10 protein-coding genes and 3 pseudogenes are annotated in these 19,536 nt (G+C 38.0%); 8 read left to right on the top strand and 5 right to left on the bottom strand.

Annotated elements, in window-relative coordinates; genetic code table 11:
• Nucleotides 1–546: 546 nt before the first annotated feature.
• The 3 genes from carB (at nucleotide 547) to ACFIJ8_RS00625 (ending at nucleotide 6,010) form a co-directional block, all read left to right on the top strand.
• Nucleotides 547–4,032 carry a carbamoyl-phosphate synthase large subunit gene (gene carB, locus ACFIJ8_RS00615; RefSeq protein WP_375638620.1) on the top strand — a complete coding sequence of 1,162 codons (3,486 nt, stop codon included), beginning with the start codon at nucleotides 547–549 and terminating at the stop codon, nucleotides 4,030–4,032.
• A 244-nt stretch (nucleotides 4,033–4,276) separates the two neighbouring features.
• Complete coding sequence (locus ACFIJ8_RS00620; RefSeq protein WP_012754908.1) at nucleotides 4,277–4,486, top strand: cold-shock protein; 210 nt, start codon at nucleotides 4,277–4,279, stop codon at nucleotides 4,484–4,486.
• 321 nt (nucleotides 4,487–4,807) lie between these two features.
• Nucleotides 4,808–6,010, top strand: coding sequence for a pyridoxal phosphate-dependent aminotransferase (locus ACFIJ8_RS00625; RefSeq protein WP_012754907.1), 1,203 nt, complete (start codon nucleotides 4,808–4,810; stop codon nucleotides 6,008–6,010).
• A 1,147-nt stretch (nucleotides 6,011–7,157) separates the two neighbouring features.
• On the opposite strand, the gene ACFIJ8_RS00630 is transcribed toward ACFIJ8_RS00625, so the two are convergent.
• Together ACFIJ8_RS00630 and trxB are read right to left on the bottom strand one after the other, a co-directional pair.
• Nucleotides 7,158–8,063 carry a LysR family transcriptional regulator gene (locus ACFIJ8_RS00630; protein WP_012754906.1) on the bottom strand — a complete coding sequence of 302 codons (906 nt, stop codon included), beginning with the start codon at nucleotides 8,061–8,063 and terminating at the stop codon, nucleotides 7,158–7,160.
• A gap of 42 nt (nucleotides 8,064–8,105) precedes the next feature.
• Nucleotides 8,106–9,062: a thioredoxin-disulfide reductase gene (trxB, locus tag ACFIJ8_RS00635; RefSeq protein ID WP_375638623.1), complete on the bottom strand. Its 957-nt coding sequence runs from the start codon at nucleotides 9,060–9,062 to the stop codon at nucleotides 8,106–8,108.
• Between the two features lie 312 nt (nucleotides 9,063–9,374).
• Here trxB and ACFIJ8_RS00640 point away from each other — a divergent pair, with 312 nt between their 5' ends.
• A complete protein-coding gene (locus ACFIJ8_RS00640; RefSeq protein WP_273788411.1) occupies nucleotides 9,375–10,769 on the top strand; it encodes a TrkH family potassium uptake protein in 1,395 nt (464 codons plus the stop codon).
• A 1,160-nt stretch (nucleotides 10,770–11,929) separates the two neighbouring features.
• Here the strand turns inward: ACFIJ8_RS00640 and ACFIJ8_RS00645 are convergent.
• Both ACFIJ8_RS00645 and greA read right to left on the bottom strand, forming a co-directional pair.
• Nucleotides 11,930–12,988, bottom strand: coding sequence for a glycosyltransferase family 4 protein (locus tag ACFIJ8_RS00645; protein ID WP_273788410.1), 1,059 nt, complete (start codon nucleotides 12,986–12,988; stop codon nucleotides 11,930–11,932).
• A 17-nt stretch (nucleotides 12,989–13,005) separates the two neighbouring features.
• A complete protein-coding gene (gene greA / locus ACFIJ8_RS00650; protein WP_012754902.1) occupies nucleotides 13,006–13,479 on the bottom strand; it encodes a transcription elongation factor GreA in 474 nt (157 codons plus the stop codon).
• 338 nt (nucleotides 13,480–13,817) lie between these two features.
• Here greA and ACFIJ8_RS00655 point away from each other — a divergent pair, with 338 nt between their 5' ends.
• The 3 genes and pseudogenes from ACFIJ8_RS00655 (at nucleotide 13,818) to ACFIJ8_RS00665 (ending at nucleotide 18,054) form a co-directional block, all read left to right on the top strand.
• Entirely contained in the window at nucleotides 13,818–14,132 is a 315-nt protein-coding gene (locus ACFIJ8_RS00655; protein WP_375638625.1) for an SH3 domain-containing protein, read from the top strand.
• A gap of 259 nt (nucleotides 14,133–14,391) precedes the next feature.
• Nucleotides 14,392–16,711: pseudogene (gene uvrB, locus ACFIJ8_RS00660) on the top strand (excinuclease ABC subunit UvrB).
• A gap of 761 nt (nucleotides 16,712–17,472) precedes the next feature.
• Nucleotides 17,473–18,054, top strand: coding sequence for a BA14K family protein (locus tag ACFIJ8_RS00665; RefSeq protein ID WP_273788370.1), 582 nt, complete (start codon nucleotides 17,473–17,475; stop codon nucleotides 18,052–18,054).
• A gap of 55 nt (nucleotides 18,055–18,109) precedes the next feature.
• On the opposite strand, the pseudogene ACFIJ8_RS00670 reads toward ACFIJ8_RS00665, so the two are convergent.
• Nucleotides 18,110–18,256, bottom strand: a pseudogene (locus tag ACFIJ8_RS00670) (MBL fold metallo-hydrolase); the annotation flags it as partial.
• On the opposite strand from ACFIJ8_RS00670, the pseudogene ACFIJ8_RS00675 reads away from it, so the two are divergent.
• A pseudogene (locus ACFIJ8_RS00675) lies at nucleotides 18,251–19,307 on the top strand (helicase-related protein); the annotation flags it as partial. The pseudogenes ACFIJ8_RS00670 and ACFIJ8_RS00675 sit on opposite strands and share 6 nt — an antisense overlap.
• Between the last annotated feature and the right edge of the window lie 229 nt (nucleotides 19,308–19,536).

The following is a 19,536-nucleotide window of genomic DNA, read 5'->3' on the forward strand; positions in this document are numbered from 1 at the left end:
TTCATAAGCTCTCTAAAAACAAATCCCGCCCTGGATTCTATCATATACTCTAACAAAAAACACCTTAATGTAGTAAATTTTCATACCTTATATCACAGCTCTAAACGGTAGTACTTTACGGAACAACAAGATAAACTTCCCATTTCATTTTACGAAATCCCATCGAACCATAAATAATGGCTTATGTTTTACAAGCAACAGAAAAAGTGCGCACCCTCTTTAGGAAAACAACGTCATAAAAACACAAAATATGCCTGCAATGGACTGGAAAGATGTTCCGGCTTTTTATTCTCCACAGTATGCTTAAATATTCTAATTTGTTGGAGCACTATTATTATTTTTTATCAAAGATCATACTTTTGATATACTGACGAGATGATTCAGCTCAAAAAAGAAATTTATCTTCAATTTTATGAAAAAAAGCATGGAAAAGGTATTTTAGTGCTTACTTTCTTTGTCACTTAACTTATAAAATGACTGTAGCCTCAGAACTGAAATATTTTACCCGCAACAATCGCGCACAGATATTTGTCATAGGAAAAAGCCATGCCCAAACGCACAGATATAAAATCTATTCTTATCATCGGAGCAGGACCTATTATCATTGGTCAGGCATGTGAATTTGATTATTCAGGCACACAAGCCTGTAAAGCATTAAAAGAAGAAGGTTATCGAATTATTTTGGTAAATTCTAATCCTGCCACGATTATGACAGATCCAGATCTAGCTGATGCAACGTATATAGAGCCCATTACTCCTGAAATAGTTGCCAAAATTATTGCCCACGAACGTCCCGATGCCCTTTTGCCCACTATGGGAGGACAAACAGCCCTCAACACTGCTTTATCATTAAAGCGTATGGGTATTTTAGACCGCTATCATGTTGAAATGATAGGGGCCAATGCTGATGCTATTGATAAAGCTGAAGATCGTGCTTTATTCCGCCAAGCGATGGCAAAAATCGGTTTAGAAACGCCACGCTCTATGTTAGCCAATGCAACAGAACTAAAAGAAGAAAATCGCCGACAGCACGCAAAAACGCGTGCTGAGCTTAAAGCAAAACTTTCTGGTGCTGCACTTGACAAAGCACTCGAAGAACTTGAGCGCAACTGGCGACATACCGAAACTGATCGCAAACAACATTATATCGCCCATGCAACAGCAAAAGCAGTTCAAGCTCTTGATGTTGTTGGACTTCCAGCTATTATTCGTCCTTCATTTACCCTTGGTGGAACCGGTGGTGGAATCGCTTACAATCGTTCTGAGTTTTATGAAATTATCGAACGCGGTCTTGAAGCTTCGCCTACAACAGAAGTTTTAATTGAAGAAAGTGTTTTAGGGTGGAAAGAATATGAGATGGAAGTTGTTCGTGATAAGAACGACAACTGTATCATTGTTTGTTCTATTGAAAACATTGATCCAATGGGGATTCATACCGGTGATTCGATCACTGTAGCGCCTGCTCTCACCTTAACAGATAAAGAATATCAATGTATGCGTAATGCTTCGATTGCTGTTTTGCGTGAAATTGGTGTTGAAACGGGGGGATCCAATGTACAGTTTGCTGTCAATCCTGAAAATGGGCGCCTCATTGTTATTGAAATGAATCCGCGTGTTTCTCGCTCTTCAGCGCTTGCCTCAAAAGCAACGGGGTTTCCCATTGCCAAAGTAGCCGCTAAACTGGCTGTTGGTTATACTCTTGATGAATTAAAAAATGATATAACGGGTGGTGCAACACCAGCATCATTTGAACCTTCTATTGACTATATTGTGACAAAAATTCCTCGTTTTGCTTTCGAAAAATTTCCCGGTTCATCACCTGTCCTCACAACTGCGATGAAATCTGTAGGAGAAGTCATGGCAATTGGACGCACTTTTCAAGAATCGTTACAAAAAGCACTCCGTGGACTTGAAACAGGACTTACGGGTCTTGATGAAATTGTTATTCCAGAGCATGCTGAAGGTGATGAAAAAAGTTCTATACGCTCCGCCATTGCAATACCAAGCCCTGATCGTCTACGCTATATTGCTCAAGCCATGCGTACAGGCTTACCCATAGATGAGATTCACCAAATTAGCAAAATTGATCCGTGGTTTTTAGAACAAATAGCCTCCATCATTGAAATGGAGCAGCGTATCCGCGTTCATGGATTACCCCAAGATGCAGATAACTTACGTATGTTAAAAGCTATGGGATTTTCAGATGCGCGATTAGCCTCCCTTACTGGAAAAGAACCCGATGATATCGCAGCTTTACGCAAATCACTGAATGTTAGACACGTCTTCAAACGGATTGACACTTGTGCCGCTGAATTTTCTTCTCCTACAGCCTATATGTATTCAACATATGAAGTTCCCTTTGCAGGTATAGAGCACTCGGAAGCACACATTTCTGAACGCAAAAAAATTGCTATTTTAGGCGGTGGACCAAACCGCATTGGACAAGGTATTGAATTTGATTACTGTTGCTGCCACGCTGCTTTTGCACTGCGTGATGCAGGCTTTGAAGCGATTATGATTAACTGTAATCCTGAAACAGTTTCAACCGACTATGATACCTCTGATCGCCTTTACTTTGAATCTTTAACAACAGAAGATGTTATCGCTATTTTAGAAGCAGAACAGGAAAAAGGAGATTTGGTTGGAGTCATCGTCCAATTTGGCGGACAAACACCCTTGAAATTGGCAAGCGCTCTAGAAAAACACAACATTCCCATCTTGGGTACTTCACCTGACGCTATCGACTTAGCAGAAGATAGAGATCGCTTTCAAAAACTGTTATTTAAACTTAACTTAACACAACCTCAAAATGGTATTGCTCACTCCATCGAACAAGCACGCCTCATTGCCCACGAACTAGGCTTCCCATTGGTTGTACGTCCCTCTTATGTTTTAGGAGGACGTGCTATGCAAATTATCCGTGATGAACGTAGCTTACAAAATTATTTACTTGAGAGTGTCCCAGAATTAATTTCAGAAGATATCAAAGTCCGTTATCCTAACGACACAACAGGACAAATCAATATATTGCTTGGTAAAAATCCGCTTCTCTTTGATACCTATTTAACAGAAGCAATTGAAGTAGACGTTGATTGTCTATGTGATGGCAACGAAACACTGATTGTTGGTATTATGGAACACATTGAAGAAGCTGGTATCCACTCTGGTGATTCAGCATGTTCTTTACCAGTCCGTACGCTCTCAAATAAAATAGTTACTGAATTAGAGCGCCAAACCAAAGCATTAGCACAAGCACTTCATGTTCGCGGCTTCATGAATGTACAATATGCTATAAAAGATGACACCATTTATGTCTTAGAAGTCAATCCCCGTGCTTCACGTACTGTCCCATTTGTTGCAAAAACGATTGGTCGCCCTATTGCTAAAATGGCTGCACGTATTATGGCAGGAGAAACACTTCATGATGCTCTTCAAGCTTATGGTGGATTACCTTCCTTGCAGAAAAAACAACATATTGCCGTCAAGGAAGCAGTGTTTCCTTTTGCTCGTTTTTCAGGTGTTGATACACTTCTTGGTCCAGAAATGCGCTCAACCGGTGAAGTTATGGGACTTGACTATGAATTTTCGCTTGCTTTTGCTAAAGCCCAACTTGGAGCTGGTGTAAAACTCCCTAAAGAGGGAACTTTGTTCGTTTCTGTAAGAGATGAAGATAAAAAACGCATCTTAAATCCTGTAAAACGTTTAGCTGAGCTTGGCTTTTCTGTTGTCGCCACAAGTGGAACACATAAATTTCTTACCGAACACCACGTTGAAGCAACAAAAATCAACAAAGTCCTAGAAGGGCATCCTCATATTGAAGATGCCATTCGTAATCGCCAAATTCAATTGATTTTTAATACAACTAGCACTGCCAGTGCCATCTCAGACTCAAAATCATTACGTTATGCAGCACTCATGCAAAATGTTCCCTATTATACAACAATAGCTGGGGCCGAAGCCGTCGTAGAAGCGATCAAAGCACTCAAAAAAAGGCGCCTTGAAGTACGTTCACTACAAAGTTATTTCAGTTGAATTTTTTCTACTCAGCAAAAGGTACACTGCTTTCTTATTTTTTTTATATAAAAATTGATTAAGACTTGCTTTTTGTTCTAAAGACTTTTATAGAGGTTTCATCGAATTTTCGGTTACGTGACTTTCTTTCCTGTGCGATCTGCACTTTTGACGAAACTTCTCCCACCTAATTTCGATCTACAACCGTATTGAAGGAATGAAAGCTTCAATACTCAATATAATTATATATTCTAAGGAGTTTCCTATGTCTACAGGAACAGTTAAGTGGTTTAATACAACAAAAGGTTTCGGATTCATTCAGCCTAGTGATGGTAGTGCAGATGTATTTGTGCACATTTCTGCTGTTGAGCGTTCTGGTCTAAACAGTCTTAATGAAGGGCAAAAAATTTCTTATGATGTTCTTCAAGATCGTCGTTCAGGAAAATTTGCCGCTGGCAACCTTGCAGCTCTTTAAGGTTTAAATTCTGCAATATTTTATTTAAAAATCTTCGTCTGAAACGACGAAGATTTTTTTATTTTGTATAAAGCATCATTTTACCTTGTTAAAATAAAAAGCTGCTTATCTCCTTTGCACAATTTATCACCCCCCCCTTATACTTCCTCTAAAACTTTCATAAAATCTAAGAATAGATTATCTTGTAAAAATCTCAAAAAAGAAGAATGTAAAGCCCGTGTAAGAGTATTTTGGAAGTTTTTTATTGCATACAATATAATCTCTTATAGAATATCCTTAAAGCAATAACTATTTGTTGATATAATATAAGGATTTAAAATTATGGCTTTTATTGCCGACAAACTGTCTCGTATCAAACCTTCTGCAACAATTGCTGCTTCCCAAAAAGCCCGTCATTTAAAAACATTAGGGCGCAACGTTATTGCTTTAAGCGCTGGAGAGCCAGACTTTGATACCCCAGACAATATCAAAAACGCGGCCATTGAAGCTATTCGAAGAGGAGAAACAAAATACCCTCCCATATCTGGAATTCCAGAATTGCGCCAAGCAATTTCTGCAAAGTTTAAAAGGGAAAATAATCTCAATTATGAACCAGAGCAAATTATTGTTGGTACCGGTGGAAAACAAATTCTCTTTAATGCATTGATGGCAACTTTGAATAAAGGGGATGAAGTCATCATTCCATCTCCTTATTGGGTAAGTTATCCAGAAATGGTTGCACTCAACGATGGTACGCCTGTCTTTTTAGAAACAAAAGCCGAATTTTCTTATAAACTCCAACCACAAGAGCTAGAAGCTGCCATTACCCCCAAAACCAAATGGTTCATCTTTAACTCTCCTTCAAATCCATCAGGTGCCGCTTATACACATAATGAATTGAAAAAACTCACAGATGTTTTAGTAAAATATCCTCATGTTTATATTCTTTCCGATGATATATATGAACATCTCACATATGAGGGTTTTACCTTTGTTACTCCAGCTCAAGTAGAACCAGCGCTTTATGAGCGTACACTCACAATGAATGGTGTTTCCAAAGCATATGCGATGACGGGATGGAGAATCGGCTATGCAGGGGGACCACAAGAATTAATTAAAGCTATGGATACCATTCAAGGTCAGCAAACATCTGGAACAAGTGTCATTTCACAATGGGCTGCTGTTGAAGCACTCAATGGGCCACAAGACTTTATCGCTAAAAATAAAAGTATTTTTCAAGCACGCCGTGATCTCGTTGTTTCCATGCTAAACCAAGCTCCTGGCATTCACTGTCCAACGCCCGAAGGTGCTTTTTATGTTTATCCTTCTTGCACAGGACTTATTGGAAAGAAAACACCCAACGGTCAATGTATTACGAATGATGAAGACTTTGCCATAGCGCTTCTAGAAACAGAAGCTGTTGCTGTCGTCCAAGGATCTGCTTTTGGACTTGGATCAGCTTTTCGTATTTCTTATGCAACATCAGAAGAATTACTTGAAGAAGCTTGTATACGTATACAGCGCTTTTGCAACAGTTTAATTTAAAATTTTTAATATCATCTATTGTGATCGTTTTTTTGCCGAATGTCAGTATATCCGAGAAAATATCGGAAACTGTATCATGGTCTGAATCAATCGATTCAGCAAAAATATCCATGAATAAACACAACAATAGAGGCTGTAGATAAAGATCAAAAAAATCTAGCGATCAAATAAATGAATCGGTTTATTATCATGAGATGATAAAAAAACTATTCTGCTTTCTCTATTCAATTTATAACTCTAAAAAAGATCGAGCGCTTTTAAACCCAATTGCCCTTACAATCAAATCTTTTCTATTTCTCGGCTTCTTCTTCGTCCTAAAATGAAGAAGAAGCCACTTCCCGTCGTTATGTAAACAATCCAGTTTCCTTTAAGTTCTATCTAATAACGACTTGATTTACTTCATAGGCTTTATGAACAAGACCTGCCTTAAATATTCACCTCTCACTCTAATAAAAAGCACCTCAATGTATAAAGTTTTAAATATTTTATATCATGCCCCTAAAAGACAGACTTTTATGCTACAACAGAATAAATCTCTCTCAAACTCCTTATTGAATTTTAGTATTCTTAAAAAATTGTTGGATATCCACAAGTTTCGAAATTTTTTCCTTATCATCCTCCCATATATTGCAATTTCTAGGAGCTCTTTCAAAAATAAAAAAAAAGCCGGACATATGTCCGGCAAATTTGGAAAATCCTCAGAGATAAAATCAATCTGATAGATCTTCGTAAGGGAACACTCAAGAAAATGCACTGGGAGGCAACATAATCAAGAGATAGCATTCTATGTCATTTTATAAGAAAAAGTACAATAAAGACTTAAGCGTATCTGCTATGCAATAAACACATAGCTTTAAATTTGTCTCCATCATGTACCACTCTTTATTAATTAAATATAAAAATGTAAGCTACACCATCACACGATTGTCCAGTTTTCAATATATAATAACTCTCACATTTGCTAGAATTCATAAAAAACATTTATCCCTTTTTTCAAAAGTATTTTTCCACACGGACTCCATCCACTTTTAATGTGCAACGAATAGTTTTAATTGATTCAATATGGGCAAATTTAAAACGAAAGAATATTAGGGGAGTCTCAAATTGTAAAACGGTTAATTATTCCTTATAAATTAAGGCATTAACATTAAAAAGACCACTGACGGGCTTTTAAAAAAATATAATCTCGAAAAGCATTTAACCTTGCCAAATTCTTTAAATTATAAGGATAACAAAAAAAAGTATCAAAAGAAGGAATATCAACCATATCAGGAAAAAGACGCACCAAATGCTCATCATTATTGACGATATAATCAGGCAGCACAGCAATCCCAAGATCACGCATAAGCGCATTCTTTATTGAGATGATATTGTTGATTTGTAGAACTGAAACGCGCAATGATCCATCACTTCTACCAGCCTTTTCCAACCAATTTAAACCAGACAAATAAGGTGGGACAGGTTCACCGAACGAAATAATACGATGCTCATCGAGATCAGACAATTTTTCCGGCTTTCCATAATTTGCAATATACTTTTCCGAAGCATAAACATGCATATGAATTGTAAAGAGTTTTCTTTGTATAAGATCAGGTTGTTGGGGTTGATGTAAGCGAACAGCACAATCCGCATGACACATTGTCAAATCAAGCTCTTCATCGGAAAGCAAAAGCTGAACCTGCATATCAGGATAAAGACTAAGAAATTCTGGCATACGCTCTGCAATCCACCCTGCCCCCATTCCAAAGGTCGAGGTCACACGCAAGTGCCCCGTTGGTTTTGCATAGCTTTCACTTAGTTGCAAACGTACACTTTCAAGCTTCATCAAAACATCATGAGCTGTACGATAAAGAGTTTCTCCCTGTTCTGTAAGAATCAAACCACGCGCATGACGTTGAAATAAGGATACCCCAACCTCTTGTTCTAAAGCCGAAACCTGTCGTGAAACTGCTGACTGAGATAAATGAAGCTTTTGAGCAGCATGCGTAAAAGATCCCGCTTCTGCGGCAGCGTGGAAAACCCTTAACTTATCCCAATCCAACGGTGGCGCCACAATTAATTCTACCTCTAGATTCTTTATGTTCTCAATGAGTTACTAACGCTTAGATATATCCAAAAACCGTTCTGCTTCCAACGCTGCCATACATCCTCTTCCCGCAGCTGTTACAGCTTGACGGAATATTTCATCTGTTACATCCCCAGCAGCAAAAACACCAGCAATGCTTGTTGCTGTTGAGTCCGGTGCTGTCCATAAATAACCGCCTCGTTTTTGTTTCAGCTGTCCTTCAAACAGAGAAACAGCAGGATCATGCCCAATAGCAATAAATATTCCCTCTGCATTCACTGTCATCTTGTGACCTGTCTTAACATTTTTCAGACGTGCCCCTGTTACAACAGCGCCCACTGCCCCCTGTGCTGGCAGCCCCACAATTTCTTCCACCACATGATCCCAAATGATACGTACGTTCTTGCAAGCAAGCAACCTATCTTGCAAAATTTTTTCTGCCCGAAACTGCCCCCGCCTGTGAACCACGCTTACACTTTTAGCCAAATGCGATAAATAAAGTGCTTCTTCAACAGCGGTATTTCCTCCTCCCACGACAATAACGTCCTTATCACGGTAAAAAAAGCCATCACATGTAGCACAAGCGGACACACCACCGCCCATAAAGGTTTGTTCACTTTCTAAACCAAGCCAGCGCGCTTGAGCTCCTGTTGCAATAATCAGTGCATCACAAGAATATTGTGTTCCTGAATCCCCATATAAGACAAAAGGATACTTCAACAAATCAGCCTTTATAATTGTATCATAGACAATTTTTGTCCCCATATTCTCAGCTTGTTTCGCCATTTGTTCCATCAACCACGGTCCTTGAATGGGATCTGCAAAACCTGGATAATTTTCAACATCAGTTGTAATTGTCAATTGTCCACCCTGCTGCAAGCCCGTCACCAAAACCGGCTTAAGCATTGCTCTTGCTGCATAGACCGCCGCTGTATAACCAGCTGGACCTGAGCCAATAATCAGCAGACGAATATGCGATTGTACCATTAAATCCCCTTCACTTTATTATAACTTAATTATTCTATAAATGATAACGGAATGCAGCCTTTTAAAAAAATATTTTTCAAGAACTCCAATTATGTTATATGTACTTCATTTTCAAGTTTTATGAAAAGGTCTGATTACCAATTTCATCAAGGCATCCTAATGTTAAGAATTAATCTTTATCCTATAAAGAGAAAAACGTAAATTCTTATGAGCACAAAACCATAATAAAAAGAGATACAAAGATAGGGAACGGTCATTTTTCAGTTTATTATCAATGTCTGTGCACGTTTTGCGTTAATCATGGCAGGAGCAATGCTTTTGCCAATTTTTGTGGATCTGCACGACAACAATCGTAATTGGATAACCTTTCTCTATTCTTGTGCCATAACCACAATGTTAGCAACGCTGATTCTTTTAGCAACTAAGGGAGCTACTTGTCGTTTTTCAGCACGGCTTGGCTTTATGCTCACTGTTTGTCTTTGGCTAACAGGAAGCATCGTAGGTGCCTTACCTCTTTATCTTTCTCCTCTTCCCATTTCTCTAGCAGGAGCCATTTTTGAATCTGTTTCTGGAATTACAACAACAGGTTCCACAGTCCTTTCTGATCTTGATAATTTATCGCGAAGTATTTTGTTATGGCGTTCTCTTATATGCTGGATTGGGGGCATTGGTTTTATCGGTTTAGCCCTCTTACTTTTGCCTTCACTGCGTGTGGGTGGCGTACGACTTTTTCATATGGAATCATCTGATAAATCTGAAAAAATATTGCCTCGCATCAACCAAATTGCTAACGGAATTATCATCGCTTATGTTGGTCTCACATTGGCTTGTATGCTTTCTTATTTTGCTGCAGGCATGAATTTATTTGATGCCATTAACCATGCAATGAGTACAGTCGCAACAGCTGGTTTTTCAACGCATGATGCTTCTTTTGGTTATTTTTTAGATAAACCAGCCATCTTAATTATTTCAACAATCTTCATGTTGCTTTCTGCTTTGCCCTTCGTACTTTATGTCAAATTAGTCCTTCCTGGACACTCCAAACGCTTCCTTGACCCACAAGTGATTGTTTTTCTCCATATCGTTCTCCTTTTCAGCTTTGCTTTAGCGGCATGGCTACGGTTTTATGATCATCGCGCGTTCCACTTAATTTTCCTTGATGTCATTTTTCACCTTTCATCCATTATTAGCACCACAGGTTACAGCGCTGAAGATTATCAACTTTGGGGACCATTTGCGCTTGGAATTTTCTTCATTGTTTCTTTTACAGGCGGATGTGCTGGTTCTACTTCTGGTGGCATGAAAATCAATCGCCTCATTATTCTTTGGCGTATTACACAAACAAATATAGAAAAACTTCTTTCTCCTAATGTCGTTGTAAAGGCGCGCTACGATCACTCAAATATATCAAACGATGTTGCTCAAGCCGTTTTGTTTTTTGTCTGTCTTTATATGTTTTGCCTTGTTATCGGCACTGCACTTTTGCTTACAACCGGTCTTGACTTTACCTCTGCCTTTACAGGGGTCTTAACCGCACTTTCAAATGTTGGTCCAGGCTTTGGAGATATTATTGGCCCCACTGGTAATTTCTCTACAATCAACGATAATGCTTTATGGATTTTAAGTTTTCTAATGTTAGCTGGACGCCTTGAAATCATAACAATATTCGTCCTTTTTATTCCCGCTTTCTGGCGTGAACAATTCTAATGCATAAAGCATTTTATTCTACCATGATAAAAAATTTACAACATAAAAAGGTGTGAACAGTATGAGTCATAATATTCACCCCTCACTCAATCCACTGAAGATTTCCTAAAATTTCATACAAATCATCATATCAACGATATAAATGTTGATATAAAAATAATTCGACAAGAGCAATCAAATACCAAGAGCCTTCAAATCCAGAACATATAAAACTTCACTTTATTAATCTTCTTTATCAAATAAAGTGGGCACATAGAACATCCTTTTTTTACGAATAATCTCTCATGCAAAAAATATGAATATTTGCTGATAAAAGTGCTTTTTCTCTTTAATAGAGTTCCCTCCTTATAGAAAATAAAATGCTATTATATTACGAATTCACAAGCTTGTTTGTAAAAAAACATCTCACAATACTCATCACCCCCATTTCACGACAGCTCTCATGAAAGATATAAAATGGGCACCATCATTTTTACTTAAATAATAATAAGGTGCAAGGCGGTACCACAAAATAAGATATAAATTAGTACCACCATACTATTTTCTTTCTGTTAATGTCGTAACAGCCTGTATTTCAGACAATTTATAAGAAATTTCTTTATACCCTGTCTTCAATAGTTTTTATCCACCACATGCTTTCTTCCAATTGTGGTGTGCAAGAGGATAGCTCTTATTCAAATTAAAAAGGTAAATTATCTATAGAAATCATATATATATATATTGATCTTAGATCCATCTTATTATGAATTTATTGAAAATATGTACGACTATTTTACCCATGGAGACACCATAAATATCTTTTTAAAGACAAGAAAACGTTTTTTCTATCTATTTAAGTCTTCCAAAACGAACAATATCAGTACGACACCGTATATCTAGACTTGAGTTAAAGCATTATTTTCTTATTCTAAAATATCACTGAATAAAAATAATTTTTCTCTCTCCTAGTATGCTTCATCATAAAGCACATATTGCTCTCAAGCGTATACATTTTTAATCTTTTATCCAAAATTTTGAGAACTTCTTATAGCGTTCTACCAAAGACAATATAAATTTTGTAAAATAACATTTATATCATTGAGCTGTTTTCTTGATGACTATGAAAAACCTTTAAGGAAAACACTTTTTATCACTCCTCAAAAAGATTTTTGATATAATAATCAAAGTGTTTTTTCCGCAAACAGTTCTTTGTAAACACGCTCAATCTCGGTTGTCTCCTTTTCCAAAGGAAAGTGTGTACGAACATGGGTTAAAGCTTTCTTTCCGGCGACCAATGTTTTTTCTACATCAGAAAAATAAGGTTCAATTGCTGCTGTTAAAGCCGCTCTATCTCCTGCTTTTACAACTGTTCCTGTTCCCTCGACCACCAATTCTTTATAAGCTCCTGCATCACTCGTTACAACCGCAACCTGTGATGCCATTGCTTCTAATGGTGTTAAACCGAAACCTTCTGTACGAGAAGGTGCAACATAAAGCGATAAACGACGATACCACAAAGGGATATCCAGAATCTCACCAAGAAAAATAATGCGATCATCCAGACCAGCCTTAGCAATCTTTTGGTGTAATTCTTTTTCAAAATGATAATATTGCTCTGTCGTACGACCAGCAATAAGTGCTGTCCATTCAGGATAGTCAGGCAATAACGCTATCATGGCATCAACAAATAAATCTGTTCCCTTTGAGTAACGCAGACGCCCAAAACACCCTACCGCATATTTTCCTGGAAATCCTGTCGAAGAAAAGTAATCATCAAGAGTCTGTGGTGGAGTAAAACGCCTCACATCCACCCCATGCATAATAACCTTATGAGGCACTTCCAGATAAGCGCCCGTATGTGTACTGGTAGCGATAACCCTATCCATACAGCGAATCAACCATTTGGTAAAAGGTTTATGATGGCGTTGTGAAGCCGATGTAAAGATAAGTTTCAGCTTCATTTTCAAGATATCGCGCAAAAAGATCCCAAAAAGCATCTCAATATTGCGTCGTGCATGCCAAATACGAAATGGCTTCCCTTTCGGACTTTTCCAAAGTCCGAAAAGGTCCTTAAAGGCAAGAGCCGGCAAAGTTTGTGGTAAACCAAACCCCAAAGTGGATATACGCACCCCCTGTTCGCGTTGCAGTGGAATAAGCTGAATAATCGTAGATGTTACTCCCGATAAACGCCTTTTAAAGTGAGGCGCAATAATCTCAGTTTCATCCAAAGATACACGCATAATAATCCATATGTTATTTAGATGTACTGAACCTTAATGATCTCGTAATTATGCGCACCACCGGGTGCATTCACCTCAATCACATCACCTTCTTGTTTGCCAATGAGTGCACGTGCAATAGGCGAAGAAATAGAGATTTTACCAACCTTTACATCAGCTTCTTGATCTCCTACGATCTGATACACTTTTTTTTCTTCAGTATCCTCATCCAAGAGTTTAATGGTTGCTCCAAATTTTATTTTGTCGCCTGAAAGACGCGTAACATCTATAACTTCTGCTCGTGCGATATAATCTTCAAGCTCATTTATACGCCCCTCATTATGGCTTTGCGCTTCTTTAGCTGCATGATACTCAGCATTTTCTGATAAATCACCATGTGCACGCGCCTCAGAAATTGCTTCAATAATTCGCGGACGCTCCTGTTGTTGACGCCAACGCAACTCTTCTTTAAGACTCTCAAAACCAGCTGTAGTCATCGGAACTTTTTCCATAATCCGTCCCTTTCTATTACACGGAAGGTTTAATAAAAATACAAAAAACGGCTTCCAAAATTACTTTTGGAATCCGAAAACTACGATCTTTTTCATTATATAGTACAGTATCGCTATTTTCCATACAAAAATAAATAAAGGAAACAAAACATGCACAAATAGTGATTAAAACATCTCATTTTGGTGTTTAAACCGTTAAACTTCACTCTTCTCTTTAAAATCTCCTAAAGAAGAAAGAATTGTATTTTTTTCTGTTTTATCATAATCTAGCAAAAGAAATCATATGGGATACAAAGAGAGAAGGATAGAAAATCTCTAAAGAAATTCTTTACAGAAGAATGAAAAAAATCGTCATTTTTTTTATGTTTGGCTCTTTCTTTTTCGCCACAGCAGTATCTGAAGCTGCGGATGCTTTTGTTACGAGAAATCTTAATTTTAGAACAGGTCCTAGCACTCAGTATGCACTTTGCGGCTTAATCTCTGCTGGAGAATTGGTTTTTGTTAAAAACTGTGAAGGCAATTGGTGCCATATCCGATATAACACTCAAATAGGTTGGGTGTCATCTCGTTATCTTTCATTTAAAGATGGAAATGATCTTTATCACACATACACGATGTCTTTAGTGCCCAAACGTACCGATTATTCTCCATAACAGCCATAATAACTTATGCCATTTTAAATATCATCATGGCAAAAATGCAATAGTGTCCACGAACAACCACAATATGCCCCCTCCAAAGAAACACTTCGAAGAATTCGTCTCATAGAAAAAACTTGATCAATATCCTAATGAAAGCTCCAATAAACCAAAATAAATCTGTTCAATAACGTTTTGCTGTTGTCGTAATGAAATTGTAAAAATTAGTATTTTCTTTAAAATCACCAGCACTTTTCTATTAAAGGATACAACAATGAAAAATGGTGTTACAGCAACAGTTGAGGCTCTTTCTGCTCTGATTTCCTCAGGCAATCCTCTTTTTAAGAATGGCGCGTTATGGACACCTCACCGCCCTGTTCGTCCTGAAAAATCTGAAGGTGGCATTCCATTTCAACTCGAAACACCCTTTGAACCTGCAGGAGATCAACCTCAAGCAATTAAAACTCTGGTTGAGGGAATTCAAAAAGATGAACGTACACAAGTGCTTTTGGGTGTTACCGGCTCAGGAAAAACCTATACAATGGCCAAAATCATTGAAGAAACACAGCGTCCAGCTTTAATCTTAGCACCAAATAAAACTCTAGCAGCGCAGCTTTACGGAGAGTTTAAAAGTTTTTTTCCCCACAATGCCGTCGAATATTTTGTTTCCTATTATGACTATTATCAGCCAGAAGCCTACGTTGCACGCTCTGATACCTATATTGAAAAAGAATCCTCAATTAATGAACAAATCGACCGTATGCGCCATGCAGCAACACGTGCTGTCCTTGAACGTGATGACGTCATTATTGTCGCGTCTGTATCGTGTATTTACGGGATTGGTTCAGTAGAAACTTATACTGCTATGACCTTCAAAATAGAAAAAGGGGATAAACTCAATCAACGAAAACTCTTGGCTGATTTAGTCTCTCAACAGTATTATCGACAAGATATCAATTTCATTCGTGGTTCCTTTCGTGTTCGAGGGGATACAATTGAAATTTTCCCTGCCCACCTCGAAGATCGTGCTTGGCGTATTTCGCTCTTTGGCGATGAAGTGGAAACAATTACGGAATTTGATCCTCTAACGGGACAAAAAACAGGCGATCTTCAATCGATTAAAATTTATGCCAACTCACACTACGTAACACCACGCCCAACACTCAATCAAGCGATGAAATCGATCAAAATGGAACTCGCTCAACGCCTTGATGAGTTGAACGCAGCTGGACGTCTTTTAGAAGCACAACGTTTAGAACAACGTACAATTTTTGATTTGGAAATGTTGGAAACCACCGGCTCATGCTCTGGAATCGAAAATTATTCACGCTATTTAACAGGACGAAAACCCGGAGAACCACCACCAACCTTGTTTGAATACATTCCAAACAATGCTCTTGTTTTTATCGATGAAAGTCACGTAACCATTCCCCAAATTGGAGGCATGTACCGAGGTGATTTTCGAAGAAAAGCAACCCTAGCAGAATATGGGTTTCGCCTACCTTCCTGTATGGACAATCGCCCTTTACGCTTTGAAGAATGGGATGCCATGCGCCCACAAACTATTGCCGTCTCTGCAACACCAGGACGCTGGGAAATAGAACAATCTCATGGCACTTTTGCAGAACAAATTATTCGTCCAACAGGGCTCATTGATCCGCCAACAGAGGTTCGTCCAGCCAGCAATCAAGTCGATGATGTTGTAAATGAAATTCGTAAAACAATTCAAAAAGGCTACCGTACATTGGTGACAGTTCTCACAAAGCGTATGGCCGAGGACTTAACTGAATATCTCCACGAACAAGATATTCGCGTACGCTATATGCATTCTGACATTGATACATTAGAACGCATTGAAATTCTACGCGATCTGCGGCTTGGCACCTTTGATGTCCTCATCGGTATCAACTTGCTCCGAGAAGGCTTAGATATTCCAGAATGTGGTTTTGTTGCCATTCTAGATGCTGATAAGGAGGGCTTTTTGCGCTCTGAAACTTCCCTCATACAAACAATCGGACGTGCTGCACGTAACGTAGATGGCCACGTTATCCTCTATGCAGATACAATCACAGGCTCCATAGAACGAGCCTTACAGGAGACACAAAGACGTCGACAAAAACAAATAGCCTATAATGAAGAACACCATATCATACCCAAAAGTATCAAAAAAAATATCGGAGATATTCTCAATTCAGGCTATGAAAACAACCATATTCGCACAAATATCCCTGATGTTATCGAGAAAAAAAAATATGGTTGGCAACAATTTAGCATCTCATATTAAATACCTTGAAAAATTAATGCATGAAGCAGCTGCTGATCTCAACTTTGAAGAAGCAGCGCGACTTCGCGATGAAATCAAACAATTACAAAAGATAGAACTAGAAATCGCTGAGAACCCCTTAACACATCATAGCGAACAATCCACCCTTGAGCCCGTGTTACAACCAAGTCTTTTCTCCAAACCAGACCTTGCACACATGGGACCAACCATGGACACTGGTATTTTGGAAAATCGAAAAGGGAAATCTGGTAAAAACACCCCTAATCAAGCAACAATAAAACGAAAAAAAACGCAATCAACAAAGGAGTAAGAAATTTCAAACCGCCTAAAATAATCTTCAGCTCTTCTAAAAAAACGACTAAAGCTCAAAAGCAAACAGCATTATCCGCAAAATAGACAACCTCAAACATCAAGGGAGCTCCAATTTATCTAAAACACCATGAGAGAGAACATTTTACAAAAAATGCCTAAACTTTATTGACTTTTTAAGTAATTTTTCTTGTTAAACCGCGTTATAAAAAATCCCTAAAAATGTAAAAAACTTCTAAACTCTAAAAAAGCAGACAAATTTAAAGAGAATGTTTTATATATATCAAAAATATCATAAAATATATTATATTTATACATTTATAATCTGATATAGAACTCAAATATTACTTATCATCATAAGATAATATTAAAAAATGACACTGTTCTATAATACAAATAAAGTAAAAAAAGACTTTATCGTAGAACCATAAGCTTATGATAAAAAATGATAACTTTTATTCATACACCTATTATTCAATTTATATTGTATCAAGTGATGCAAAAAGTATCACTAAATAAAGAGTTTATATTCCATAGTAAAAAATCGGGTACTCTCAATACAAACTTATTAATTAACCTCAAGCATAGTACATTAATTGAAATCAAAATTCTGTCATGATTTTATTTTACTGTATCCGCAATGGGTTTAACTAAATGAATTTTCATTTGTTTTGCCACAATAAAGTCCAAAATTATTCAGGCTCTATTCAGTTTGAAACGTGTAGGATGTGAAAAATACGAATTTACACAAGGAGCATCATTATGAAAAAGGTGATCAGGGTAGCGGTATTATCAGCAATGTCAACTGCAACCGTTTTCATGCCGCTAAATACAACGCTTGCGGATATGGCATGGTATCAAATGAGTGAAATGAAGAGGGAGTCTGGTTTACCGTCTCGCAATTTTAGCTCCCATTCTTTTCATAGTAAACATCACTCTTTTGATGATCCCCACAAGCGTCATTATTTCAGCCAGACATGGAGAGAACAACATCAGCATCACGTTGAAAGCAAGACATATCATTATGTCGAACGCAAAAAGACAAAACACAGTAATATTCAAGGAAATGCTTTAGCATTGGGCATTCTTGCTCTTGCAGCAGGTGCAGTTCTTAGTAAAGTTTTAAAAAAACCAGAACAGCCACAAATTATCTATCAAGACGTACCACAAAATCAGGTGATTTATCAAGTACAGCCAACGGTGGAATATGAGCCAGTACAACAATCATCAGAATCTGATTGGCTTAACTATTGCAAGAAAAAATACCGTTCCTTCAACCCTAAAACAGGGACTTTTCGAGGCAGAGATGGCTTAAATCATGTCTGCTATGCTCCAGTAAATTGAATTAACATTGAGAAAAGCCCGCTCTAAAGCGGGTTTTTTATGCCCTCCCCCCCTCTTAAATCTCTTGAAGAAAAGGATTCCATAGGCATTCATAGCCTATGCTACTTTGGGGGCCATACCCACAGATAAAATAAACGTCGTCGCCTAAGGGCAAAACTTTTTCTCGAAGGGATTTTATCAATTTCTCATGGAAACAGAATGGGTTGCCATGCGCCCACAAACGACTGCTGTCTCTGCAACACCAAGACGCTTGGAAATAGAACAATCTCATGGCACTTTTGCAGAACAAATTATTCGTCCAACAGGGCTCATTGATCCGCCAACAGAGGTTCGTCCAGCCAGCAATCAAGTCGATGATGTTGTAAATGAAATTCGTAAAACAATTCAAAAAGGCTACCGTACATTGGTGACAGTTCTCACAAAGCGTATGGCCGAGGACTTAACTGAATATCTCCACGAACAAGATATTCGCGTACGCTATATGCATTCTGACATTGATACATTAGAACGCATTGAAATTCTACGCGATCTGCGGCTTGGCACCTTTGATGTCCTCATCGGTATCAACTTGCTCCGAGAAGGCTTAGATATTCCAGAATGTGGTTTTGTTGCCATTCTAGATGCTGATAAGGAGGGCTTTTTGCGCTCTGAAACTTCCCTCATACAAACAATCGGACGTGCTGCACGTAACGTAGATGGCCACGTTATCCTCTATGCAGATACAATCACAGGCTCCATAGAACGAGCCTTACAGGAGACACAAAGACGTCGACAAAAACAAATAGCCTATAATGAAGAACACCATATCATACCCAAAAGTATCAAAAAAAATATCGGAGATATTCTCAATTCAGGCTATGAAAACAACCATATTCGCACAAATATCCCTGATGTTATCGAGAAAAAAAAATATGGTTGGCAACAATTTAGCATCTCATATTAAATACCTTGAAAAATTAATGCATGAAGCAGCTGCTGATCTCAACTTTGAAGAAGCAGCGCGACTTCGCGATGAAATCAAACAATTACAAAAGATAGAACTAGAAATCGCTGAGAACCCCTTAACACATCATAGCGAACAATCCACCCTTGAGCCCGTGTTACAACCAAGTCTTTTCTCCAAACCAGACCTTGCACACATGGGACCAACCATGGACACTGGTATTTTGGAAAATCGAAAAGGGAAATCTGGTAAAAACACCCCTAATCAAGCAACAATAAAACGAAAAAAAACGCAATCAACAAAGGAGTAAGAAATTTCAAACCGCCTAAAATAATCTTCAGCTCTTCTAAAAAAACGACTAAAGCTCAAAAGCAAACAGCATTATCCGCAAAATAGACAACCTCAAACATCAAGGGAGCTCCAATTTATCTAAAACACCATGAGAGAGAACATTTTACAAAAAATGCCTAAACTTTATTGACTTTTTAAGTAATTTTTCTTGTTAAACCGCGTTATAAAAAATACCTAAAAATATAAAA

The organism is Bartonella sp. MF74HXZ (genome assembly GCF_042194445.1).
Taxonomy (GTDB): Bacteria; Pseudomonadota; Alphaproteobacteria; order Rhizobiales; family Rhizobiaceae; genus Bartonella; species Bartonella grahamii.

Excerpts from the sequence above, each read along its gene's own strand:
- ACFIJ8_RS00665 (WP_273788370.1), top strand. The coding sequence starts at position 17,473 with ATGAAAAAGGTGATCAGGGTAGCGGTATTATCAGCAATGTCAACTGCA.
- ACFIJ8_RS00645 (WP_273788410.1), bottom strand. The coding sequence starts at position 12,988 with ATGCGTGTATCTTTGGATGAAACTGAGATTATTGCGCCTCACTTTAAA.
- ACFIJ8_RS00620 (WP_012754908.1), top strand. The coding sequence starts at position 4,277 with ATGTCTACAGGAACAGTTAAGTGGTTTAATACAACAAAAGGTTTCGGA.
- carB (WP_375638620.1), top strand. The coding sequence starts at position 547 with ATGCCCAAACGCACAGATATAAAATCTATTCTTATCATCGGAGCAGGA.
- ACFIJ8_RS00655 (WP_375638625.1), top strand. The coding sequence starts at position 13,818 with ATGAAAAAAATCGTCATTTTTTTTATGTTTGGCTCTTTCTTTTTCGCC.
- ACFIJ8_RS00625 (WP_012754907.1), top strand. The coding sequence starts at position 4,808 with ATGGCTTTTATTGCCGACAAACTGTCTCGTATCAAACCTTCTGCAACA.
- ACFIJ8_RS00640 (WP_273788411.1), top strand. The coding sequence starts at position 9,375 with ATGCTTTTGCCAATTTTTGTGGATCTGCACGACAACAATCGTAATTGG.
- greA (WP_012754902.1), bottom strand. The coding sequence starts at position 13,479 with ATGGAAAAAGTTCCGATGACTACAGCTGGTTTTGAGAGTCTTAAAGAA.
- trxB (WP_375638623.1), bottom strand. The coding sequence starts at position 9,062 with ATGGTACAATCGCATATTCGTCTGCTGATTATTGGCTCAGGTCCAGCT.